The following is a 19025-nucleotide window of genomic DNA, read 5'->3' as shown; positions in this document are numbered from 1 at the left end:
TGGGACTTTTCGGGGTGTGTTGCGTACGAACGAGTAGTTTTACGACACTCCTAAATAAATAAACCGGAACGGATGATGAACGGATGATTTATTTTGTCGGAGCAGGGCCAGGGGACCCGGAGCTACTAACGGTTAAGGCCTGGCGGTTGTTGCAACAGGCTGACTTGGTTGTTTATGCAGGATCCTTAGTGCCTTTACAAGTAATGAACTGCTGCCGGGCAGAGGCCCGGTTGGTTGACAGTGCCCCGCTGGTTTTAGAAGAAATCGTATCCTTGATGGTGGAATACCAGCAGCGTAATCAGTTGGTGGTGCGGCTGCATACAGGAGACCCCAGCATTTATGGGGCCATTGGGGAACAAATGACGCAATTGGATAAGCTGGGAGTTCCCTACCAAATCGTACCAGGGGTCAGCTCCTTTTTGGCCGCCGCTGCTGCTGTTAAAAGGGAATATACCGTCCCCGGCGGTTCCCAGACAGTTATTATTACCCGCCTGGCCGGACGCACGCCGGTACCGGCGGCTCAGGAATTGTCCAGTTTGGCCCAGCATAGAGCATCCCTGGCTGTTTTCCTCTCGGTGGGAATGGCAGAAAAAGTACAGCAGGAATTGCTGCAGGGCTATGAGCCAAACACACCTGTGGCAGTGGTGGAGCGGGCCTCCTGGCCCGAGGAGAGAGTGTGCCGCGGCACACTCCAGGAATTGACAAAGCTGGTGGAAAAGGCGGGTATCAAACGTACAGCCCTGATCTTGGTGGGTGAATTTTTAACCGCAGGAGGTCGTTCTTTACTTTACGATGCTGGGTTTGAGCATGGCTATCGCAAAGAAGAATAGGGTTGCAGTACTGGCTCTGACGGATGGTGGCGCCAGTTTAGCCCAGAAATTGGCTGGACTTTGCCAGGGTGCCGATCTTTACCTGCCGCAGCGGCTTACCAGTGACAGATATCCTGCTCAGACAATTTTCTTTGATCATTGGCAGGAAACAGTAAAAACTGTCTTTAACCAATATAACCAAATTATTTTTATCATGGCCACAGGCATTGTGGTCCGGACACTGGCACCTTTGCTGCAGTCCAAAAGGACCGACCCTGCTGTGGTGGTACTGGATGAAAGGGGTCAGCACGCCATCAGTCTGCTTGCCGGACATCTGGGAGGTGCCAATGTTTTGGCCAGAAGGATCGCTGCATTAATCGGTGGCACGGCAGTTATTACCACTGCCACGGATGTGGTGGGTGTACCTTCCCTGGATCTGTTAGCGAAGGAATTGGCTTGTGAGGTTTACCCTTTTCGAGGGATCAAGTTATTTAATCGACTTCTGGTGGAAGGAAAACCATTACAAATTGTTTCCCCCTGGCAGCTAAAGCCAGAGGTCATGCAGGGTTTAACTGTGTCCCAGACGGATCAAGGCAGTTCCCAAGGACCTGTGGTATATATTACCAACCAATTGGTGCAGCACCGTGGGGAACCAAGACTAATGTTAAGGCCAAGGAATCTGGTAGCCGGAGTGGGCTGCCGCAAAGGGGTCAGTGGGAAACAAATTATTGCTGCAATCAAAGAAACTTTTAGATGCTCAGGTTATAGTTTACTCTCTCTAAAATACCTGACCACAGTGGATTTAAAAATGCAGGAACCTGGACTATTGCAGGCAGCAAGATATTTTAGGGTTCCCTTAATTGAAGTGACCAGGGAACAAATACAGCATCTTACCGTGCAATATAACCAATCAGATTTTGTTAAAGAACAAATAGGAGTTGGTGGAGTATGCGAACCGGCAGCCATAACAGCCAGTGGCATGGGACAGATCAAAGTACCCAAGCAGAAAATAGGGCCAGTGACAGTGGCCCTGGCAGAGGCCAAATTATGGTGGTGGGACTAGGGCCAGGCAACCGTGAGACCTTTACGGCGGAAGCCCTGGCAGCCATCGAAGCTGCCCAGGTTGTGGTGGGCTATCATACTTATTTAGAATTAATCCCAGATTTAATTGGGCATAAGGAAAGGGTGACCACACCCATGCGGGGTGAAGTAGCCAGGGCCCAACAGGCGGTGGAGTTGGCCGCCGGGGGAAAAGTGGTGGCCGTGGTCAGCAGCGGTGATCCCGGTATCTACGGTATGGCCGGACTAATCCTGGAGGTCGCCGAGGGGCGGGTTCCGGTGAAGATTATTCCCGGTATTACGGCTGTCTCAGCGGCAGCAGCCAGCCTGGGAGCACCCCTCATGAATGACTTTGCTGTGATCAGTCTGAGTGATTTGTTAACACCCACGGAAATTATGTTTAAACGGGTGGAGTCAGCAGCAGCCGGAGATTTTATTATTGCTTTGTACAACCCCCGCAGCCACGGTCGACCGGACAATATCAAAATTGCCCAGGAACGGATGCTAAAACATAAGGCACCCCATACGCCGGTGGGCATTGTACGCCTGGCCCGGCGCGGTGATGAACAAAAAATCCTTACCACCCTGCAGGAAATGTTAGACCACGATATTGATATGCTAACCACCGTCATTATTGGCAATTCCCAGACCAGGGTAATCGATGGGCAGATGGTAACCCCAAGGGGCTACCGCCTGTGATCCTAGTACTGGCCGGTACACTGGAAGGCAGAAAAACCGCTGCATTATTGCAGAAAGCTGGGTTTACCGTGCTGGCTTCCACTGTGACAGATTACGGCAGTAAGCTTCTTAGCGACCAAGGAGTGCAGCAGGTCCGAGCTGGGGCTTTGGACAAAGCTTCCTTGGAGGAACTCCTGGCTCAAGGCATTGAGTTATTGGTGGATGCCACACACCCCTTTGCAGCCGAAGCCTCAAAGACGGCCATTGCTGCTGCCCAAGAAGTGGGCATTCCCTATGTGCGGTTGGAAAGACCTCAAACAAAGCTCCCTGCTCACCCACTGGTCCATGCATGCGACGACCTCAACAATAGTATTAAGAAAACCTTGTCCCTGGGCAAGGTTATTTTCTCAACCCTGGGCAGTAAAAACCTGCCTCTGCTCATGGCTGCTGCTAAGGAAACGGATGTAAGGGTGGTGGCCAGGGTATTGCCAGAGCCGGCGGTTGTCGCCAGTTGTCTGGCGTTGGGCTTAATACCCAGGGACATCATTGCTTTACAAGGACCCTGCAGCCGGGAATTGAATCTGGCCTTATATAAACAGTACCGGGCAGAGGTCGTCATCACCAAGGATAGCGGTAATACCGGCGGCGTAGAGGAGAAGCTAGAGGCGGCCTTGCAGCTAGGCATACCCATTGTTATCTGGCAGCGGCCCCTAATCAATTACCCCCTGATACTGCATGCCCCGGCAGAAGTTTTGCAGTATTGCCAAAAATTTAAGGCGAGCCGGCAGACAAGGAAGTGAAAAAATATGGACTTTAAGGATATCATTTGGCAGCCCCAAGAGATTGAACGTGAAAGTATGCGGCAGGTGGCAGAGTTTCTTAAGTCATTCAATTTGCCGCCGGCAGAAAAGGCTGTGGTTAGCCGAATTATACATACCAGCGGTGATCCTGAATTAGGTTCACAGGTTCGTTTCCATCCCCGGGCCGTGGTGCAGGGACTGGCAGCTTTGAGAGCTGGCGTCGATATTTATACGGATGTGACCATGCTGCAGTCTGGGATAAACAGCCGTCGACTGGCAGAATTGGGTGGTCAGATACACTGTGCGGTACACAGTCAGGAAGTGGTGGCAGAGGCCAAAGAGCGGGGCATTACCCGTTCGGCTGTGGCCATGGAGAGGTTTGGCAATCGCCTGCAGGGTCAAGTGGTGGCCATCGGCAATGCCCCCACCGCTCTGTATACCTTGATGCGCATGATGAAGGAAGGCTTGCAGCCGGCCCTGGTTGTGGGTATGCCAGTGGGCTTTGTGGGCGCGGCCCACTCCAAAGAATTGCTGTCCCAAATGGATCTGCCCCATATTACCATATTAGGTACCCGTGGTGGCAGTCCCCTGGCAGCAGCAACCATCAATGCCCTGCTGTATTACAAATAGGGAGGTGCCGCTTTGGCCCTTGCAAAAACCATCATGATTCAGGGAACCTCTTCCCATGTGGGGAAAAGTTTGCTATGTACGGCCCTGTGCCGTATTTTTAAACAGGACGGTTTTCGTGTGGCACCCTTTAAAGCCCAAAATATGGCCCTCAACAGCTACGTAACCTTAGCCGGGGGGGAAATTGGACGGGCCCAGGGGGCCCAGGCAGAGGCAGCGGGTATAGAGGCCACAGTGACCATGAATCCTGTGTTAATTAAACCCAAACAGGATCTCAACGCTCAAATTGTGGTGTTGGGAAAACCTCTGGCAGATATGAGTGCCAGGGACTACCGGGCAAAATTTTTACCTGAAGCGGTCAGTTTAGTGAGTCAGTGTATTGAGGAACTGCGCCGGGAATTTCAGGTGCTGGTCATTGAAGGGGCTGGCAGCCCTGCGGAAGTCAACTTAAAAGATCGAGATATCGTTAATATGCGAACCGCTATGCTGGCGGAAGCCCCGGTAATCTTAGTGGCAGACATTGACCGTGGCGGTGTTTTTGCTTCCCTGGTGGGGACCTTAGAACTATTGGAACCCCATGAGCGTGAAAAGGTAGCAGGTTTTCTGATTAACAAATTCCGGGGTGATATTGAGCTGCTTAAACCAGGGCTGGAATTTTTAGAGCAGCGCACAGGCAAACCCGTGCTGGGTGTTATACCTTACCTGCATGAGCATGGCATTGAACAGGAGGATTCCGTTGCTTTAGAGGGAAATGTACATGTTTCGGCCGGGTCTGAGCTGGATATCGTTGTTATCAAATTACCCCGTATCTCCAATTTTACAGATTTTGATTTAATCGGACAGGTGCCGGGAATCTCCCTGCGTTTTGTACGTCCTGGGGAACCCCTGGGGACACCGGATGCCCTAATATTGCCAGGAACCAAGAATACCATCGAAGATTTGCAGTACCTCAAAGAAAAGGGCACCGATCAAGTAATTATTGAATTGGCCGGAAGTGGTCTACCCATTTTGGGAATTTGTGGTGGTTATCAGATGCTGGGGAAAATGCTTTATGACCCCTGGGGCACCGAAGCAAGCTTAGGCAGTGTAACTGGCTTAGGCCTGCTGGATATAGAAACAACCTTTTACCAGGAAAAGCAAACCCACCGTTGCAAAGCAAAAATAATTTGTCCGGAATTTATTGATTGTGATGTAACGAACCAGGAAATAACCGGCTACGAAATTCACACTGGCCAGGTCACTCTGGGTAATGAAGTAAAACCTCTGCTGCAGATAACCCAACGTTCCGGTCAGCGTACAGATTTACAAGATGGTGCCGTGAACAACCAGGGTACTGTCTGGGGGACCCATCTGCACGGGTTATTCGATAATAAGTCCCTGCTATTGGCCTGGATCAATTCCCTGCGCCAGGCTAAGGGCATACAAAAGCTTACCCTGGCGCAGCTGCCGGAAAATCGGGAAGAAAAATATGATCACCTGGCAGAAGCTGTGCGACAGCATCTCGATATGCAAAAGCTCTATCAAATGATGGGTTTAGGAGCAGGGAAGCCATGATCAGCCTGATCCTGCTGGCATTGCTAACAGATATCTTGGTGGGTGATCCCCGGCCTATTCCCCACCCGGTGGTCATCATGGGCAGTCTGATTAATCGGTGCGAAAGGACTGTGCGAAAATTAACCACAAGCCCTACAGGATTACGGCTGGGTGGTATCCTGTTGGTTTTCGTGGTTGTATCCTTTGCCTGGCTGGGAACCTGGACCTTGATTAAATTGGCGGAAAGGGTCCATCCCTATCTGGGCTTTGGGGTACACCTATGGTTACTTGCCACCACACTGGCCGTGAAGAGTCTGGGTCAGCATGCCATGGCAGTGGCTGAGCCCTTGACCAGGGGTGATTTAAAGGAAGCCCGCTCTAAGGTTGCCATGATCGTTGGACGGGATACGGATCAATTAGATGACCGGGGAATTACCCGGGCCACGGTGGAGACCGTGGCGGAAAACACCGTAGATGGCATTATTTCACCGCTCTTTTATGCTTTTATTGGTGGTGCACCCCTGGCCATGGCTTACAAGGCGGTCAACACCATGGATAGCATGATTGGTCACAAGGATGAAAAATATCGCTATCTGGGCTGGGCCGCTGCCCGGCTGGATGACCTGGCCAACTACCTCCCGGCAAGATTGGCGGGTTTCTTTTATCCATTGTTGGCCGTATTCTACCCCGGTGGCTTTAGGGCCACCATTCGGACCATGCTGCGAGACGCCCCTAAGCACCCCAGTCCCAATAGTGGTATTCCAGAAGCTGCGGTGGCCGGTGCCCTGGGAATTCAATTAGGGGGTACCAATTACTACCGAGGTCAGGTATCCCACAGAGCCGTGATGGGAGAAGAAAAATTTCCCCTATCCCATCGGCATATTGCCCAAGCACTAAAGCTTACCTATGGGGTTACCGCTTCGGTGGTGGCAGTTGGCATGGTATTTGATTACTTATTTCATTAAGATACGGGAGGCCTACCATTGTTTAGCTCTTTACGGCTGGCAATCAGTTTCTTAACAATCTTTCCTGTTTACAATAAAATGGCAGGCCATAGGGAATTGGCTAATTCCGTTGCCTATTACCCTTTGGTGGGTTTACTGCTGGGTTCACTGGCAGCCGGGGTTTGTTATGCTTTACACTCCCTTGGCTTAAACTTAGCGGCTGATGCCCTTGGACTGATAACCATCATTATACTCACCGGTGCTTTGCATCTGGATGGACTCATGGATACAGCCGATGGCATCTTTAGCGGACGTGATCACCAGAGAAAATTAGAAATTATGAAAGACAGCCGTGTGGGGGCAATGGGTGCCATTGCCTTTGGTACAATACTGCTCCTAAAAATATCTTTCCTATCTGAACTTGATTTACCACTTAAGCTGACAGCCTTGATGCTGGCTCCAATGGCTGGCCGCTGGGCAATGGTTCTGGCCATTACCCGCTATCCCTATGCCAGGGCCACAGGTGGTCTGGGAACCTGTCTGCAGCAAGCGGGCAAAATCCAGTTAGCATTGGCCACATTAACCCTGATCGCCGGCTGTTTGTGGTTCTTTGGCCCGAAAGGACTAGCCCTGCTGGGGCTAATCTGCTTGATTACCTGGTTTACCATAGAATTCATTGTAAAAAGGTTAGGTGGCATGACAGGTGACACCTACGGAGCTTTGGGGGAGATGATGGAAACGTGGGTGTTTTTCCTTATCCTATTGATTCAGCAGACCTTAATGCTATAGTTCTGCGTGGTACAGCCACCGCTCCCGGTACCTGTGGTGAACTGGTACAGGGCACCATCGAGGGAGAACCCTTTCTGATTACTTGCCCCATTGATCTTTGGAGTGAAGTAACAGTTGAACTGGGACAGTGGGGTGAACATAGCAGGGGGCTGGAAAAATCCTACCATGCCTTGCAAATGACCTTAGATTATTTGGGCCAGCCAACTTACCGGGGTTCTATCCTAAGAAACTCCCGATTGCCCGAAAGCAAAGGAATGGCCAGCAGCAGTGCGGATATTGCCGCCACTTGCCTGGCCACTGCCAGAGCCTTTGGTCAAGAGCTTAGGGCGGAAATCATCGCGAAAATTGCCACCAGCATTGAACCAAGTGACGGAATAATGTTTCCCGGCATTATTATCTGCAATCATTTAAACGGTGTGGTAAAAAAATATTTAGGACCAGCACCGCCCCTTAAACTGGTTATTGCTGATCCCGGCGGGACAGTGGATACCATTCTTTTTAACCATCGTAAGGACCTGGCAAGTAAGAACTTACAAAAGGAACCCATGGTACGTCAAGCCACTGATTTAGTAACCAGAGGCTTATTAACCAGGGATTGGGAAATGCTGGGGCGGGGAGCTAGTATCAGCGCCCAGGCCAACCAGGTAATATTACCCAAGCCTCACTTAGCCCAATGGCTCAGGTGGGCCGCGGAGCTGCAGGCCCTGGGTGTACTGGTGGCCCATAGCGGTACTGTCATGGGTATGCTTATGCACCCTGACCGGGTTGCTGCAGGGGAGGCCGCCCAATACATTGGCCATAAAAGACCGGGGTGGCAGGTTTGGCAGACAACCATGGTCAGCGGCGGTCTAAAATAGGGGGGACAGCAATGCAAAAGCATGGTGGAAATGTCTGGTTGGCAGCACAGACCTATGGCCTGAAAGAAGAATCCATCCTGGACTTTAGTGCCAATATTAACCCCCTGGGGCCATCACCCTTGGCTCTGGAGGCTATCCAGCAGTCACTGCTCCAGATTAGGCATTATCCGGAACCCCAGGCAGATACTTTAAGAAAGGAAATAGCCCTCTTAACCGGCCTGCCCGAGGAAATGCTGATCTTGGGGAATGGTGCTGCAGAGCTTATCTATGCCCTGGGCAGGTTATTAAAACCTCGCAGGGTTTTATTGCCAGTGCCTACTTTTAGTGAGTACGCCGATGCCTTTAGGGAAATTGAACAAGTTCATCTGCCTTTGGTCAGGCATAATAATTTTATCTTAGATATCGAGGCTGTGGGGCAACAGCTAAAACAGGATGATTTAGTTATCCTTTGTAATCCCAACAATCCCACCGGCCATTTGGTAGCAAAAGAACAGGTCAAGATTCTATTGGATCTGGCCCAAACCAGCGGAGCCTCTCTTTTGCTGGATGAAGCCTTTATGGACTTTGTCTCGCCGGAACAATCCCTCTTGCCAGAGCTGCCAGCTAATAGCCACTTATATATCTTGCGTTCCTTAACCAAGTTCTTCGCCATGCCTGGACTTAGACTGGGTTACTTAGCAGCATCGCCGGTTGTCGTTGAAGCTTTAACGGCTGTTTTACCACCCTGGCGGGTTAACTTAATGGCTCAGGTGGCCGGTGTTGCCTCCTTGCGGGATAAGCCCTATCGTGCCAATACGTTCGCGCAAATGAATCGCCTTAGACCCCTGTTGGCAGATGGACTTAGCTCCATCCCAGGTCTCAGGCCCTTCTGGCCAACAGCCAATTTTATCCTGGTGGACTGTCGGGAAAGCGGCTATACAGCGGAGGAGCTGCAAAACTTCTTAGGACCAAAGGGAATCTTAATCAGGCTTTGTGAAAACTACATGGGCCTGGATAAATATTATTTTAGGGTAGCGGTTCGATCGGAAGAGGATAATGCAATACTTCTGCTGTCTCTACGAGAATTATTGCCAAAAACCTAATGGAGGCTGATCAAATGATCGCACTGGTAACGGGCGGCACCAGAAGCGGTAAAAGTGCCTTTGCGGAGAAATATGCAGCCTATCTGGGCAGCAGTGGCATTTATATCGCAACATCCCAGGCCTATGACAAAGAAATGGAGCAAAGAATCCAACTGCACCGCAATCGCCGCAGGGATTCTGAATTTTCCTGGACAACCGTCGAAGAACCCTATGAACTGGCCGCCACACTGCTGCGGCTTGGGACAAAGGCTGCTGTTCAGGCCGGGAACAAAGTGATTTTGGTGGACTGTCTAACCATCTGGCTCACCAATTGGCTGCTGTTGGCTGAAAAAGAAGCGGAAGTCTCAAAGGTTTCTTCGCAAATAGACGCATTGGTCAATGCCGTCGCTGATTTTTCGGGTCACCTATTGCTGGTGGGCAATGAAGTGGGCAGCGGCATCGTTCCTGCCTATCCGCTGGGCAGAGAATTCAGAGATTTGGCCGGCTGGCTGAACCAACGATTGGCTCAGGTTTGCGGCCAAGTATTTCTGGTAACCGCAGGGATTCCCCTTGAACTGAAAAGCTTGGAGTTTAAGTTGCCAATTTCAAGGTAATTCCCCAGGCTATTGTCAGAGTGGAGTGGGAAGGATATAACCGTAATAAAAATTACCCTAATAATATTGAAAAAGGAGGCTTGGTGCAACATATGGACAAACCTGACAACCAGCGGGGTTTGCTTTTGGTATACACCGGAGATGGCAAGGGTAAAACAACAGCGGCACTGGGCTTGGCTGTTCGTGCCTGGGGCAGAGGCAAACGGGTGCTGATGATTCAATTTATCAAATCCCCGGAACATACCTACGGGGAAAAAATAGCATTCGATCGGCTTGGCATTGCTATGTTTCAACTGGGCAGTGGTTTTACCTGGACCAAGACACCGGAAGAACATCGGGAGGCTTTACGGCAGGCCTGGACCTTTACCAAAGAAAAGGTTGCCAGCGGAGACTATGATCTGGTCATTCTTGATGAACTAAACAATGCTTTGGCCATTAAAAACTTCCCCATTGATGATGTTCTGCCACTGGCGGAGGTTCTGGAATTAATTAAAACCAGGCCCCAGGGCATGCATCTGGTAATTACCGGGAGAAATGCCCAGCCGGAAATTATAGCAGCAGCGGATCTAGTCAGCGAGGTTAACCCAGTGAAGCACTATTACAATGAGGGTGTAGGTGCTGTTGTGGGCATAGAGATGTGATTTTTAGCCCCGGGCCATGAGCCAGGGGCTTTTGGGTATATTTGATTAAATTATTTTACTTATGTTGGTTTACATATCACATAATTATGTAAACTAACATATCTTATTCCGTGTTTAGGTGAGTTCCCCATACCGCTAGCGGCACCAACGAAAACCAACTTAATTCAACAGGACTTTACTGCATCCTTATCCAGTAAAAAGTGGTTACCAGCTATTGAGGATTGTCTTAGCCGGACTTGTTGTGCATTACTTACTGTAAATCTTTATACTTTCTTTATATCCCTTAACACTTTCTTTACCCTATATTTATGGGAATGAGCTATATAATATTGTTCGTAGAGATAAAAGTGCAAATCTAAAAGCTAACGACCGGATTACGTTAGCTTTTTTTAATTGCAAGCTAAAGGACACAAGAAGGTGATATCTCATGGACAAAATATTGGTTATATTAAATCATCCATCAAGGGTATTGGTGTTAGGTTTTTTAGGGGTGATATTGTCGGGTGCATTTTTGCTCACACTACCGATTTCATCAGCCAATAACCAGTATACCGACTTTCTGACAGCACTTTTCACCTCTGCATCTGCTGTTTGTGTTACAGGCCTGGTGGTGGTGGATACTGGCACACACTGGAGCACTTTCGGCCATGTAGTTATAATGACTCTCATTCAAGTAGGGGGTCTAGGCTTTATGACAATGGCTGTACTTTTTGCTTTACTAATGGGGCGAAAAATTTCCTTCCGAGAAAGGCTATTAATTCAGGAATCCCTAAATTTAATTGGCCTTAGTGGATTAGTTAGGTTAGCCAAACAGGTTATTCTTATTACCCTAACCATTCAATTAATGGTTTCTTTACTTCTTATGACCCGCTGGATACCCCAATTTGGTACTTTAAAAGGAATATGGTTTAGTATTTTTCATGCTGTCTCCGGTTTTAATAATGCAGGCTTTGATTTAATGGGAGGCTTCAAGGGATTAACTTCCTATGTCGGTGACCCAATTGTCAACATTGCCATTACTTTCAACATTATATTAGGCGGTATTGGTTTCACAGTTATTGCAGACCTATTACGCTTTCGTCAAACAAAAAAATTAACAGTGCATACCCGCTTTGTGTTGCTTATTACTGCGTCACTTTTAGTTCTAGGTACAGTGGTTATATTCTTACTGGAATTCAATAATACCCTAGCACCGCTAGATTTTGGAACTAAGCTTTGGGCCAGCTGGTTTCAGTCAGTAACTCCACGTACAGCCGGTTTTAATACCATAGATATAGCAACACTAAGACCTGCTACCTTATTTTTCATGATTTTATTAATGTTTATTGGTGCTTCCCCTGGTTCTACAGGGGGTGGAATTAAAACATCCACCTTTGGTATGCTTGGGCTGGTGGTCATTACCTTGGCTAAGGGCAAAGAAGACGCTGAGCTTTTCCAACGAAGACTCCCTAAAGATTTAATATTCAAGAGCTTAAGTATAGTTTTACTAGCTATTAGCTGGGTGATTTTTGCTACCTTAGCCTTGAGTATAACTGAAAAAGCAGACTTCCTGGCAATAATGTTTGAAGTTGTCTCAGCCTTTGGCACAGTGGGATTAAGTGCGGGTTTAACCACAAATCTTACGTCTTTTGGCCAAATTATAATTATCCTGACCATGTTTATCGGGCGACTTGGGCCCTTAACCTTGGCATTTGCATTGGCTTCACGCCTTAAAAGAAAAAACCACATTCGCTATCCAGAGGAGCGAGTAATCATAGGGTAGGGGGACTATTAAGTGAAACAATTTGCAGTAATTGGATTGGGTAGGTTTGGCACCAGCGTTGCTATGACCCTTAGTAAAATGGGCTATCAAGTCTTTGCCACAGACATCGATGAGGAACGGGTTAATGATATAGTGGAGCATGTAACCCATGCCGTTACCTTGGATGCCTTAGATGAACATGCACTAAAAAGCATAGGTATCAGAAATTTTGATGTGGTTGTGGTAGCCATCGGTAAGGAAGTTCAGGCAAGTATACTTGTAACGGTTATGCTTAAAGAATTGGGCGTGAATAAGGTGGTTGCTAAAGCACAGAGTGAACTACATGGGAAGGTCCTGGAGAGGGTAGGGGCAGATAAAGTTATCTTCCCGGAGCGGGATATGGGGATAAAAGTGGCCTCTGCTTTGGTATCTAAAAATGTTATGGACCAGATTTCCCTCTCCCCAGAATACAGCTTGGTGGAAATGGTCGCCCCACCCAAACTTGTTAACAAATCGCTGGAGAAGTCAGGTGCTCGTCAAAATTATGGTATAACGGTTTTAGCCATCCGCAGGGGCGGAGAGATGATTATATCCCCAAACGCCAGTCAGGTTATAGAAGAAGGAGATATACTGGTGGTCATTGGCAAAACAGAACGGCTGCAATATTTTGACACAGTTGAAGTATAAGAGTTAATCACATGGAGCATCAATCTCTATATTTACTATGCATAGCATAAAAAAACCCCATATAGAATTAAGGGATAGCAAGTTGATCCCTTATAGGTATTATAAGTTTGATTATCTGGTTCAATAAAGGCATTCACTTAAAAGTCCTAAGTTTGGATAACTTGGAGCTTTTATTTTTTGATCATACGCAAGGCCTAACCCTCTATAAAAGAATTGGGTTAGGCCAATTTCTATCGAATTTTGCTATGTGGGGGTCCAATAAGTATTTTCTGGTAACCCCTAAAGCAATTGTATGAAAAAACTGGTTTAGGGTTAGTAAGAAAATAGGAAAGGGAAGTATGAGAAAATGGCGAAAACAGTATCCCGAGCATGATTACTCTTTATTAGTCATGACACTGGTAACAGGCCTTGCCTATCCACTGGCAGTTACAGATTGGCAGAGCAGCAAAAGCGGGATGGCAATTTGGATCCTTTGGTAACTTAGGGTTACTGTGCTAAAGTTAAATATGGAATTGGATTCCCTTTTAAGGATAGGAGATCGTTTTAATGTTTAAAGAAAGACGGGTAGACCCAGATGCCCTACTGGCCACTATTGAAAAGGAAGGACAGGGAAAACTGACTGTTTTTCTTGGTGCCGCAGCTGGTGTGGGTAAGACCTATGCTATGTTGGAGGACGCCTGGGAAAGGTTGTCCGAAGGTGTAGATGTTGTTATCGGTTGGGTGGAAACCCACGGAAGAGCTGAGACGGAGGCCCTTGTTAGAGGCCTTCCCGTCGTTCCTCCAAGACAAATGGAATACCGGGGTAAAGAGTTCCAGGCGATGGACCTAGATGCCCTGCTGGCCCGTAAACCTGCAATTGCCCTGGTGGATGAATTGGCCCATATCAATATACCAGGGTCCCGTCATGCCCGACGGTATCATGATGTTCAAGAACTGCTGGCTGCGGGGATTAATGTTTATACCACCATCAATATTCAGCATCTGGAAACTCTAAATGATGTGGTGGCTCAAATTACTGGCGTTACCGTTAGAGAAACCGTTCCGGACAGAATTCTGGAACAAAATGCGCAAATTCAATTGATTGATCTCCGACCGGAAGAATTAATTCAGCGACTAAAGGACGGTAAGGTCTATATACCCGGGCAGGCTGAGGAGGCCAGGCGGATGTTCTTTAGAACGGGCAATATTAATGCTCTAAGGGAACTGGCCCTACGGTATACTGCAAAAAGGGTAGACCGTCAACTGGAATCTTACATGCGAGTGCACGGTATTGCCGGGCCCTGGCCCACTGGTGAAAAAATATTAGTTTGTATCAGTGCCAGTCCTTTCTCCGCCCAACTGATTCGAATAGGAAGAAGAATGGCAGAGGGCTTGCAAGCGGAGTGGATGGCTGTCTATGTGGATACTCCACGGCGCTTTCCTGTAAGTGAGGAAGAAAAGGATCAACTGGCTAAGAATTTGCACTTGGCTGAGGAATTAGGAGCAGAAACTATAAACCTAACAGGTAATGATGCAGCAGAAGAGTTACTGGAACTGGCCCGTAAGAGAAATATTTCCCAGATTATCCTTGGAAAGCCCCTTTATTCAAGACTTTGGGAACTAATGCACGGATCGGTGGTAGATAAGGTTATCAGGATGAGTGATGGAATGAGTGTTCACGTTATTCCAGGAAACCCAAAATTGCTTCAAAAACGCCAAAAGGTACAACAACCTGCCCAGGAACCGACCAGGAAATTGTCCTTTTTTCTTACCTATCTAACTTTGTTATTAATCGTTATGGCTCTAACACTGGTAGCTTCATCTTTAAAAGAGGAACTGGGGGTAGTTAATATTGCCATGCTTTATTTGTTGCCGGTTCTTCTTAGTGCTGTAAGATGGGGCACCCGCCCCTCAATCGCCACGTCCATAATGGCTATGATAGGTTTTGACTTCTTTGTGGTGCCACCCACCTTTAGCTTAACGGTTGCCGATATACGCCATGTCATTACCTTTGGCATATTCCTGGTGGTGGCTCTTTTTACCAGTCGTTTATCTACCCGTCTTAGACAACAGGTAATCAACTCCCGTCGCCGGGAGGCCAGGGTTTCTGCCCTTTACTCTTTAAGCAAGGAGATAGCGGCGGTGGCGGAGTTAGAACCTGTTCTGGAAAGCATTGTAAAAAAGGTTGCAGAAACCATTGAAGGTCAGGTTGTGCTTCTGTTGCCGGATCGAGACAAGAAGTTAGAGCTTAAGGCAAGTTATATAACCGTAGAAAATAGTTTTTTTAATGCAAATGAGCACGCAGTGGCCGACTGGGTTTTCAGCCGGGGCCAAAAGGCTGGCAAAGGTACAGAGACCTTGAGTGCTGCTGAAGGGCTTTATTTACCCTTGCGAACAGATAATGAAATTAGAGGTGTATTGGGAATACGCTCAGGAGACCCTGATACCTATTTTGAACCGGAACAACTACGCCTACTGGAGGCCATTGCCGGAACATCCTCCATGGCCATAGCCAGGGTTAAGCTGGCTGAACAGGCCAGAGAAGCCCAAACACTGGCAGAGTCTGAACGCTTACGTAGTGCCTTATTTAATTCTTTGTCCCATGATTTAAGGACGCCCCTGGCTTCCATACTTGGTGCAGTTTCCGGACTGCTGGAAAGTGACGAGGTTTATACCAAGGAGGCCAGGCGGGATCTGCTGCAAAGCATTCAGCAGGGTGCACTGCGCATGAGCCGCTTTGTCCATAACCTTTTACATATGGCCAAGTTGGAAGGTGGCCTGGTCCAGCCCAATAAAGAATGGTGTGATTTACAAGATATAGTTGGTGTTGCCATTAGCTCCTTGGAGAAATCATTAGGGGACAGGTCCGTTAATATCAAAATTAATAACGACCTCCCCTTAGTAAAAGTGGATTTTACATTGATTGAACAGGTAATTGTTAACCTATTAGATAATGCGTTAAAATACTCTGAATCTGGTACCGAGATTACCATTTCAGCCCTTCAAAATGAAAAGGAAATTGAAATAACCATAGCAAACCAAGGACCGAAAATTCCAGAGGAAGACATGAAACGGATTTTTGATAAATTTTACCGTTTACAATCACCCAGACTTGTTAGTGGCACAGGACTAGGCTTAGCCATTTGTAAGGGCTTTTTGGAAGCTCACGAGGGTAAAATTTGGGCAGCCAATAGGCAGGGTGGAGGAGTAGAGATGATATTTACCTTACCCTTAGAAAATCAGCCAACAGTAAACGATAGGTTAGTTTACAAAGGAGAACTATGAAAAGTAAAGGGGCACGCATTATGGTTATTGACGACGAAAGTCAAATTCAAAAACTACTGAGGGTGGCATTAACTAGTCATGGTTATGAAGTGGCAGAAGCGGCCACTGGTCAACAGGGACTTAGTGAAGCTACCACCTTTCGTCCAGATATAATAATATTAGATTTGGGTCTGCCGGATATGGATGGATTGGAAGTAATGACCCGTTTAAGGGAATGGACCAAGACACCTGTAATCATCTTATCGGCAAAAGAGCAGGAGAAGGATAAAATAGTAGCACTGGATGCCGGTGCCGATGATTATCTGACTAAGCCCTTCGGCATGGGCGAACTATTAGCTCGCATCAGGACCGCCATGAGACATTCTGTGAAGGTCACAGATGAACCGGTGTTAAAGTTTGATGATTTAGTAATAGACCTAGCCCACAGAAAGGTTTTAGTTCAGGGTGAAGAAGTTAAGCTAACCCCTACAGAGTACGATTTAATTAAGAACTTAGCCATTCATGCAGGAAAGGTTTTAACCCACAAGCAGTTATTGATTGCCTGTTGGGGTCCAACCTATGAAAATGACACACACTATCTACGCGTTTTCATAGGACAGCTTCGTAGGAAAATAGAGGCAAACCCGACCCGGCCCCGTCATATAATCACAGAGCCCGGAGTGGGGTATCGGTTAGTATAGTATACTTATGATGCGACAGAAAAGTCTGGTAAGCAGGTTAACAGATTCAAATCTTTTGGTCTGTTTTTAATGTATTATATTATTATGGGGTTGTTGGTGATAGAGGATACGGCATTATACAAGGCTATGGTGTAGAAGGTGCTCATGTAAGAAAGATTATTCGCTACCGCCCAGGATGGCAATCTGATGGCTTAAAGCCCAAAGCCCCTGACTCATGGCCATTTCCCAGATTGAACAAGCGGGAATGGACACCGGTTAATATCCTGTGCTACATTATTAGAGAATAATTATAAAAGAAGGAATCTCTATGAATTTACTAACAGTTGAAAATATCTCAAAGAACTTTGGCGTTAAGGAAGTATTAGACAACATTTCCTTTGGCATCTCGGAAGGGGAAAAGATTGGCCTGGTGGGCATAAATGGCACGGGAAAATCTACTTTGTTAAAGGTGTTGGCTGGCAAGGAACCGGTTGATGCCGGCAAAATCACCATGATAAGTAACCTACAGGTGGAATATCTTCCCCAGGATCCTCTCTTTGATGAATCTGCCACGGTGCTGCAGCAGGTTTTCAGGGGACAATCGCCGGTTATGAAACTACTTCTGGAATATGAAAAGACCATGGATATGTTAAATTGCCAACCAAACAGTAAAGAATTGCAAGATAAACTTCTTGTCTTGGGGCAGAAAATGGATGAGCTGGATGCCTGGCACCTGGAGAATGAAGCAAAGACCGTGTTAACCAAACTGGGCATCGCTAACTTTAATGACCCCATTGAAGTTCTGTCCGGGGGCCAAAGAAAAAGGGTTGCCTTGGCCGGTGCCCTGATAAACCCTGCGGATTTTTTAATTCTGGATGAGCCTACCAACCATATTGATAATGGAACAGTTGCCTGGTTGGAACAGTACTTACACAAACGCAAAGGTGCCCTGCTAATGATTACCCATGACCGTTATTTCCTTGATCGAGTGGTCAATAACATCTGGGAATTAGACAATGGTAAGGTTTACCGCTATGAGGGAAACTACAGCACCTATCTGGAAGCAAAGGCGGTCAGAGAAGAGCAGTTGGAGTCCTCGGAAAGAAAAAGACAAAACATTCTAAGAAAGGAATTGGCCTGGATTCGGCGGGGGGCCAAGGCCAGAAGCACCAAGCAAAAGGCCAGAATTGATCGTTTTGAAAAGCTGCAGGAAAAAGTATTTGAAAGCAATACGGACAAATTAGAAATTTCCATCGAAGCCTCACGCCTGGGCAAAAAAGTCATTGAATTAGAACATGTTAACAAAGACTTCGGGGAGAAAAATTTAATTAAAGATTTTAACTATATTTTTACTAAGGATGAGCGGGTAGGAATTATTGGTCCCAATGGCAGCGGCAAAACAACCTTGCTGAACATAATAGCCGGCAGATTAAATCCCGATAGCGGCCAGGCAGAACATGGCCCAACGGTGAAAATCGGTTATTTTGCTCAGGAAAACCAGGCAATGGACAGGGATATCCGGGTCATTGATTATATCAAAGAGGCAGCCGAATATTTGCCGACCTCAGATGGTGGGCTAATCAGTGCCTCACAAATGTTAAATCGTTTTTTATTTCCGCCCAGGGTTCAATGGACACCCATTTCCGACCTCTCCGGTGGGGAAAAAAGAAGGCTCTATTTATTAAGGATTTTGATGGAATCTCCCAATGTGCTGCTTTTTGATGAACCAACCAACGACCTGGATATTCAAACCTTGACCATCCTTGAAGATTATTTGGATAATTTCCCTGGCACCTTAATTGTGGTTTCCCACGACCGCTACTTTCTGGATCGAACCATCGAAAACATCTTGGCCTTTGAAGAAAATGGCAAGATCCGAAACTTTGTGGGAAATTATTCTGATTATCAGGATTTTATTGAAAACCTGCCCCAAGAACCAGCAGCAGACAGGAAACCGCCAACCCCTAAAACCATCGAACCTCAGGCCAAGGAAAAAGCCAAACCCCTAAAGTTTACCTATAAAGAACAGAAGGAATATGAACAAATTGACGATATTATCGCCGAGACAGAGGTGGAACTGGCAGAAATAAATAATAAGATTAACCAGGCCGGCAGCAATTATGAGTTATTGCAGGAACTGATAGAGAAGCAAAAGGGATTGGAACTTCGGTTAGAAGAATTAATGGATCGTTGGGCCTATTTAAATGAACTGGCCGAAGAAATAGAAAAACAAAGTCGACACTAAGAATAAAATGTTAAGGG

General features: G+C 47.2%; 18 protein-coding genes. All 18 read left to right on the top strand.

Annotated features, from left to right (window positions below; translation table 11 throughout):
• The first annotated feature begins 83 nt into the window (after positions 1-83).
• The 18 genes from cobM to AC1U9Z_RS01445 all read left to right on the top strand — a co-directional run bounded on the left by cobM (position 84) and on the right by AC1U9Z_RS01445 (position 19008).
• The gene (gene cobM / locus AC1U9Z_RS01530) at positions 84-830 is read left to right on the top strand and encodes a precorrin-4 C(11)-methyltransferase (RefSeq protein ID WP_479955442.1); all 747 of its coding nucleotides are present in this window, start codon (positions 84-86) and stop codon (positions 828-830) included.
• Positions 808-1872 (top strand): cobalt-precorrin 5A hydrolase, encoded by a 1065-nt coding sequence (locus tag AC1U9Z_RS01525; protein WP_479955441.1) that lies wholly within the window; start codon positions 808-810, stop codon positions 1870-1872. The genes cobM and AC1U9Z_RS01525 overlap by 23 nt, the downstream gene beginning before the upstream one ends.
• Positions 1857-2567, top strand: a complete 711-nt coding sequence (cobJ, locus tag AC1U9Z_RS01520; RefSeq protein ID WP_479955440.1) for a precorrin-3B C(17)-methyltransferase — start codon at positions 1857-1859, stop codon at positions 2565-2567. The genes AC1U9Z_RS01525 and cobJ overlap by 16 nt, the downstream gene beginning before the upstream one ends.
• Positions 2564-3346: a precorrin-6A reductase gene (cobK, locus tag AC1U9Z_RS01515; protein ID WP_479955439.1), complete on the top strand. Its 783-nt coding sequence runs from the start codon at positions 2564-2566 to the stop codon at positions 3344-3346. Before cobJ ends, cobK begins: the two co-directional genes overlap by 4 nt.
• A gap of 6 nt (positions 3347-3352) precedes the next feature.
• The gene (locus AC1U9Z_RS01510; protein ID WP_479955438.1) at positions 3353-3976 is read left to right on the top strand and encodes a precorrin-8X methylmutase; all 624 of its coding nucleotides are present in this window, start codon (positions 3353-3355) and stop codon (positions 3974-3976) included.
• A gap of 12 nt (positions 3977-3988) precedes the next feature.
• Positions 3989-5527 carry a cobyric acid synthase gene (locus AC1U9Z_RS01505; RefSeq protein WP_479955437.1) on the top strand — a complete coding sequence of 513 codons (1539 nt, stop codon included), beginning with the start codon at positions 3989-3991 and terminating at the stop codon, positions 5525-5527.
• Positions 5524-6471 carry an adenosylcobinamide-phosphate synthase CbiB gene (gene cbiB, locus AC1U9Z_RS01500; protein ID WP_479955436.1) on the top strand — a complete coding sequence of 316 codons (948 nt, stop codon included), beginning with the start codon at positions 5524-5526 and terminating at the stop codon, positions 6469-6471. Before AC1U9Z_RS01505 ends, cbiB begins: the two co-directional genes overlap by 4 nt.
• Positions 6472-6489: 18 nt before the next feature.
• Complete coding sequence (gene cobS, locus AC1U9Z_RS01495; protein ID WP_333530742.1) at positions 6490-7239, top strand: adenosylcobinamide-GDP ribazoletransferase; 750 nt, start codon at positions 6490-6492, stop codon at positions 7237-7239.
• The gene (locus AC1U9Z_RS01490) at positions 7191-8096 is read left to right on the top strand and encodes a GHMP family kinase ATP-binding protein (protein WP_333530741.1); all 906 of its coding nucleotides are present in this window, start codon (positions 7191-7193) and stop codon (positions 8094-8096) included. Before cobS ends, AC1U9Z_RS01490 begins: the two co-directional genes overlap by 49 nt.
• A gap of 11 nt (positions 8097-8107) precedes the next feature.
• Positions 8108-9178 (top strand): threonine-phosphate decarboxylase CobD, encoded by a 1071-nt coding sequence (gene cobD / locus AC1U9Z_RS01485; protein ID WP_333530740.1) that lies wholly within the window; start codon positions 8108-8110, stop codon positions 9176-9178.
• A 14-nt stretch (positions 9179-9192) separates the two neighbouring features.
• Positions 9193-9771 carry a bifunctional adenosylcobinamide kinase/adenosylcobinamide-phosphate guanylyltransferase gene (gene cobU / locus AC1U9Z_RS01480; protein WP_479955435.1) on the top strand — a complete coding sequence of 193 codons (579 nt, stop codon included), beginning with the start codon at positions 9193-9195 and terminating at the stop codon, positions 9769-9771.
• Positions 9772-9863: 92 nt separating this feature from the next.
• A complete protein-coding gene (cobO, locus tag AC1U9Z_RS01475; protein ID WP_479955434.1) occupies positions 9864-10412 on the top strand; it encodes a cob(I)yrinic acid a,c-diamide adenosyltransferase in 549 nt (182 codons plus the stop codon).
• 427 nt (positions 10413-10839) lie between these two features.
• The gene (locus AC1U9Z_RS01470) at positions 10840-12174 is read left to right on the top strand and encodes a TrkH family potassium uptake protein (protein WP_333530737.1); all 1335 of its coding nucleotides are present in this window, start codon (positions 10840-10842) and stop codon (positions 12172-12174) included.
• Positions 12175-12186: 12 nt separating this feature from the next.
• Positions 12187-12840, top strand: a complete 654-nt coding sequence (locus tag AC1U9Z_RS01465; protein ID WP_333530736.1) for a potassium channel family protein — start codon at positions 12187-12189, stop codon at positions 12838-12840.
• Between the two features lie 338 nt (positions 12841-13178).
• A complete protein-coding gene (locus tag AC1U9Z_RS01460) occupies positions 13179-13319 on the top strand; it encodes a hypothetical protein (RefSeq protein WP_479955433.1) in 141 nt (46 codons plus the stop codon).
• Positions 13320-13386: 67 nt separating this feature from the next.
• Positions 13387-16104: an ATP-binding protein gene (locus tag AC1U9Z_RS01455; RefSeq protein ID WP_479955432.1), complete on the top strand. Its 2718-nt coding sequence runs from the start codon at positions 13387-13389 to the stop codon at positions 16102-16104.
• Complete coding sequence (locus tag AC1U9Z_RS01450; RefSeq protein WP_479955431.1) at positions 16101-16784, top strand: response regulator; 684 nt, start codon at positions 16101-16103, stop codon at positions 16782-16784. Before AC1U9Z_RS01455 ends, AC1U9Z_RS01450 begins: the two co-directional genes overlap by 4 nt.
• Before the next feature lie 307 nt (positions 16785-17091).
• On the top strand, positions 17092-19008 hold the full coding sequence (locus AC1U9Z_RS01445) for an ABC-F family ATP-binding cassette domain-containing protein (RefSeq protein ID WP_479955430.1): 1917 nt from the start codon (positions 17092-17094) through the stop codon (positions 19006-19008).
• Positions 19009-19025 lie beyond the last annotated feature (17 nt).

The organism is Desulfotomaculum sp. (genome assembly GCF_982386235.1).
This window is presented reverse-complemented; position numbering and strand designations above follow the sequence as displayed.

What these genes read in the sequence shown, in the direction of transcription:
- cobM (WP_479955442.1), top strand. Translation starts at nt 84, where the DNA reads ATGATTTATTTTGTCGGAGCAGGGCCAGGGGACCCGGAGCTACTAACG.
- AC1U9Z_RS01525 (WP_479955441.1), top strand. Translation starts at nt 808, where the DNA reads ATGGCTATCGCAAAGAAGAATAGGGTTGCAGTACTGGCTCTGACGGAT.
- cobJ (WP_479955440.1), top strand. Translation starts at nt 1,857, where the DNA reads ATGGTGGTGGGACTAGGGCCAGGCAACCGTGAGACCTTTACGGCGGAA.
- AC1U9Z_RS01510 (WP_479955438.1), top strand. Translation starts at nt 3,353, where the DNA reads ATGGACTTTAAGGATATCATTTGGCAGCCCCAAGAGATTGAACGTGAA.
- cbiB (WP_479955436.1), top strand. Translation starts at nt 5,524, where the DNA reads ATGATCAGCCTGATCCTGCTGGCATTGCTAACAGATATCTTGGTGGGT.
- cobD (WP_333530740.1), top strand. Translation starts at nt 8,108, where the DNA reads ATGCAAAAGCATGGTGGAAATGTCTGGTTGGCAGCACAGACCTATGGC.
- cobU (WP_479955435.1), top strand. Translation starts at nt 9,193, where the DNA reads ATGATCGCACTGGTAACGGGCGGCACCAGAAGCGGTAAAAGTGCCTTT.
- cobO (WP_479955434.1), top strand. Translation starts at nt 9,864, where the DNA reads ATGGACAAACCTGACAACCAGCGGGGTTTGCTTTTGGTATACACCGGA.
- AC1U9Z_RS01470 (WP_333530737.1), top strand. Translation starts at nt 10,840, where the DNA reads ATGGACAAAATATTGGTTATATTAAATCATCCATCAAGGGTATTGGTG.
- AC1U9Z_RS01460 (WP_479955433.1), top strand. Translation starts at nt 13,179, where the DNA reads ATGAGAAAATGGCGAAAACAGTATCCCGAGCATGATTACTCTTTATTA.
- AC1U9Z_RS01455 (WP_479955432.1), top strand. Translation starts at nt 13,387, where the DNA reads ATGTTTAAAGAAAGACGGGTAGACCCAGATGCCCTACTGGCCACTATT.
- AC1U9Z_RS01450 (WP_479955431.1), top strand. Translation starts at nt 16,101, where the DNA reads ATGAAAAGTAAAGGGGCACGCATTATGGTTATTGACGACGAAAGTCAA.
- AC1U9Z_RS01445 (WP_479955430.1), top strand. Translation starts at nt 17,092, where the DNA reads ATGAATTTACTAACAGTTGAAAATATCTCAAAGAACTTTGGCGTTAAG.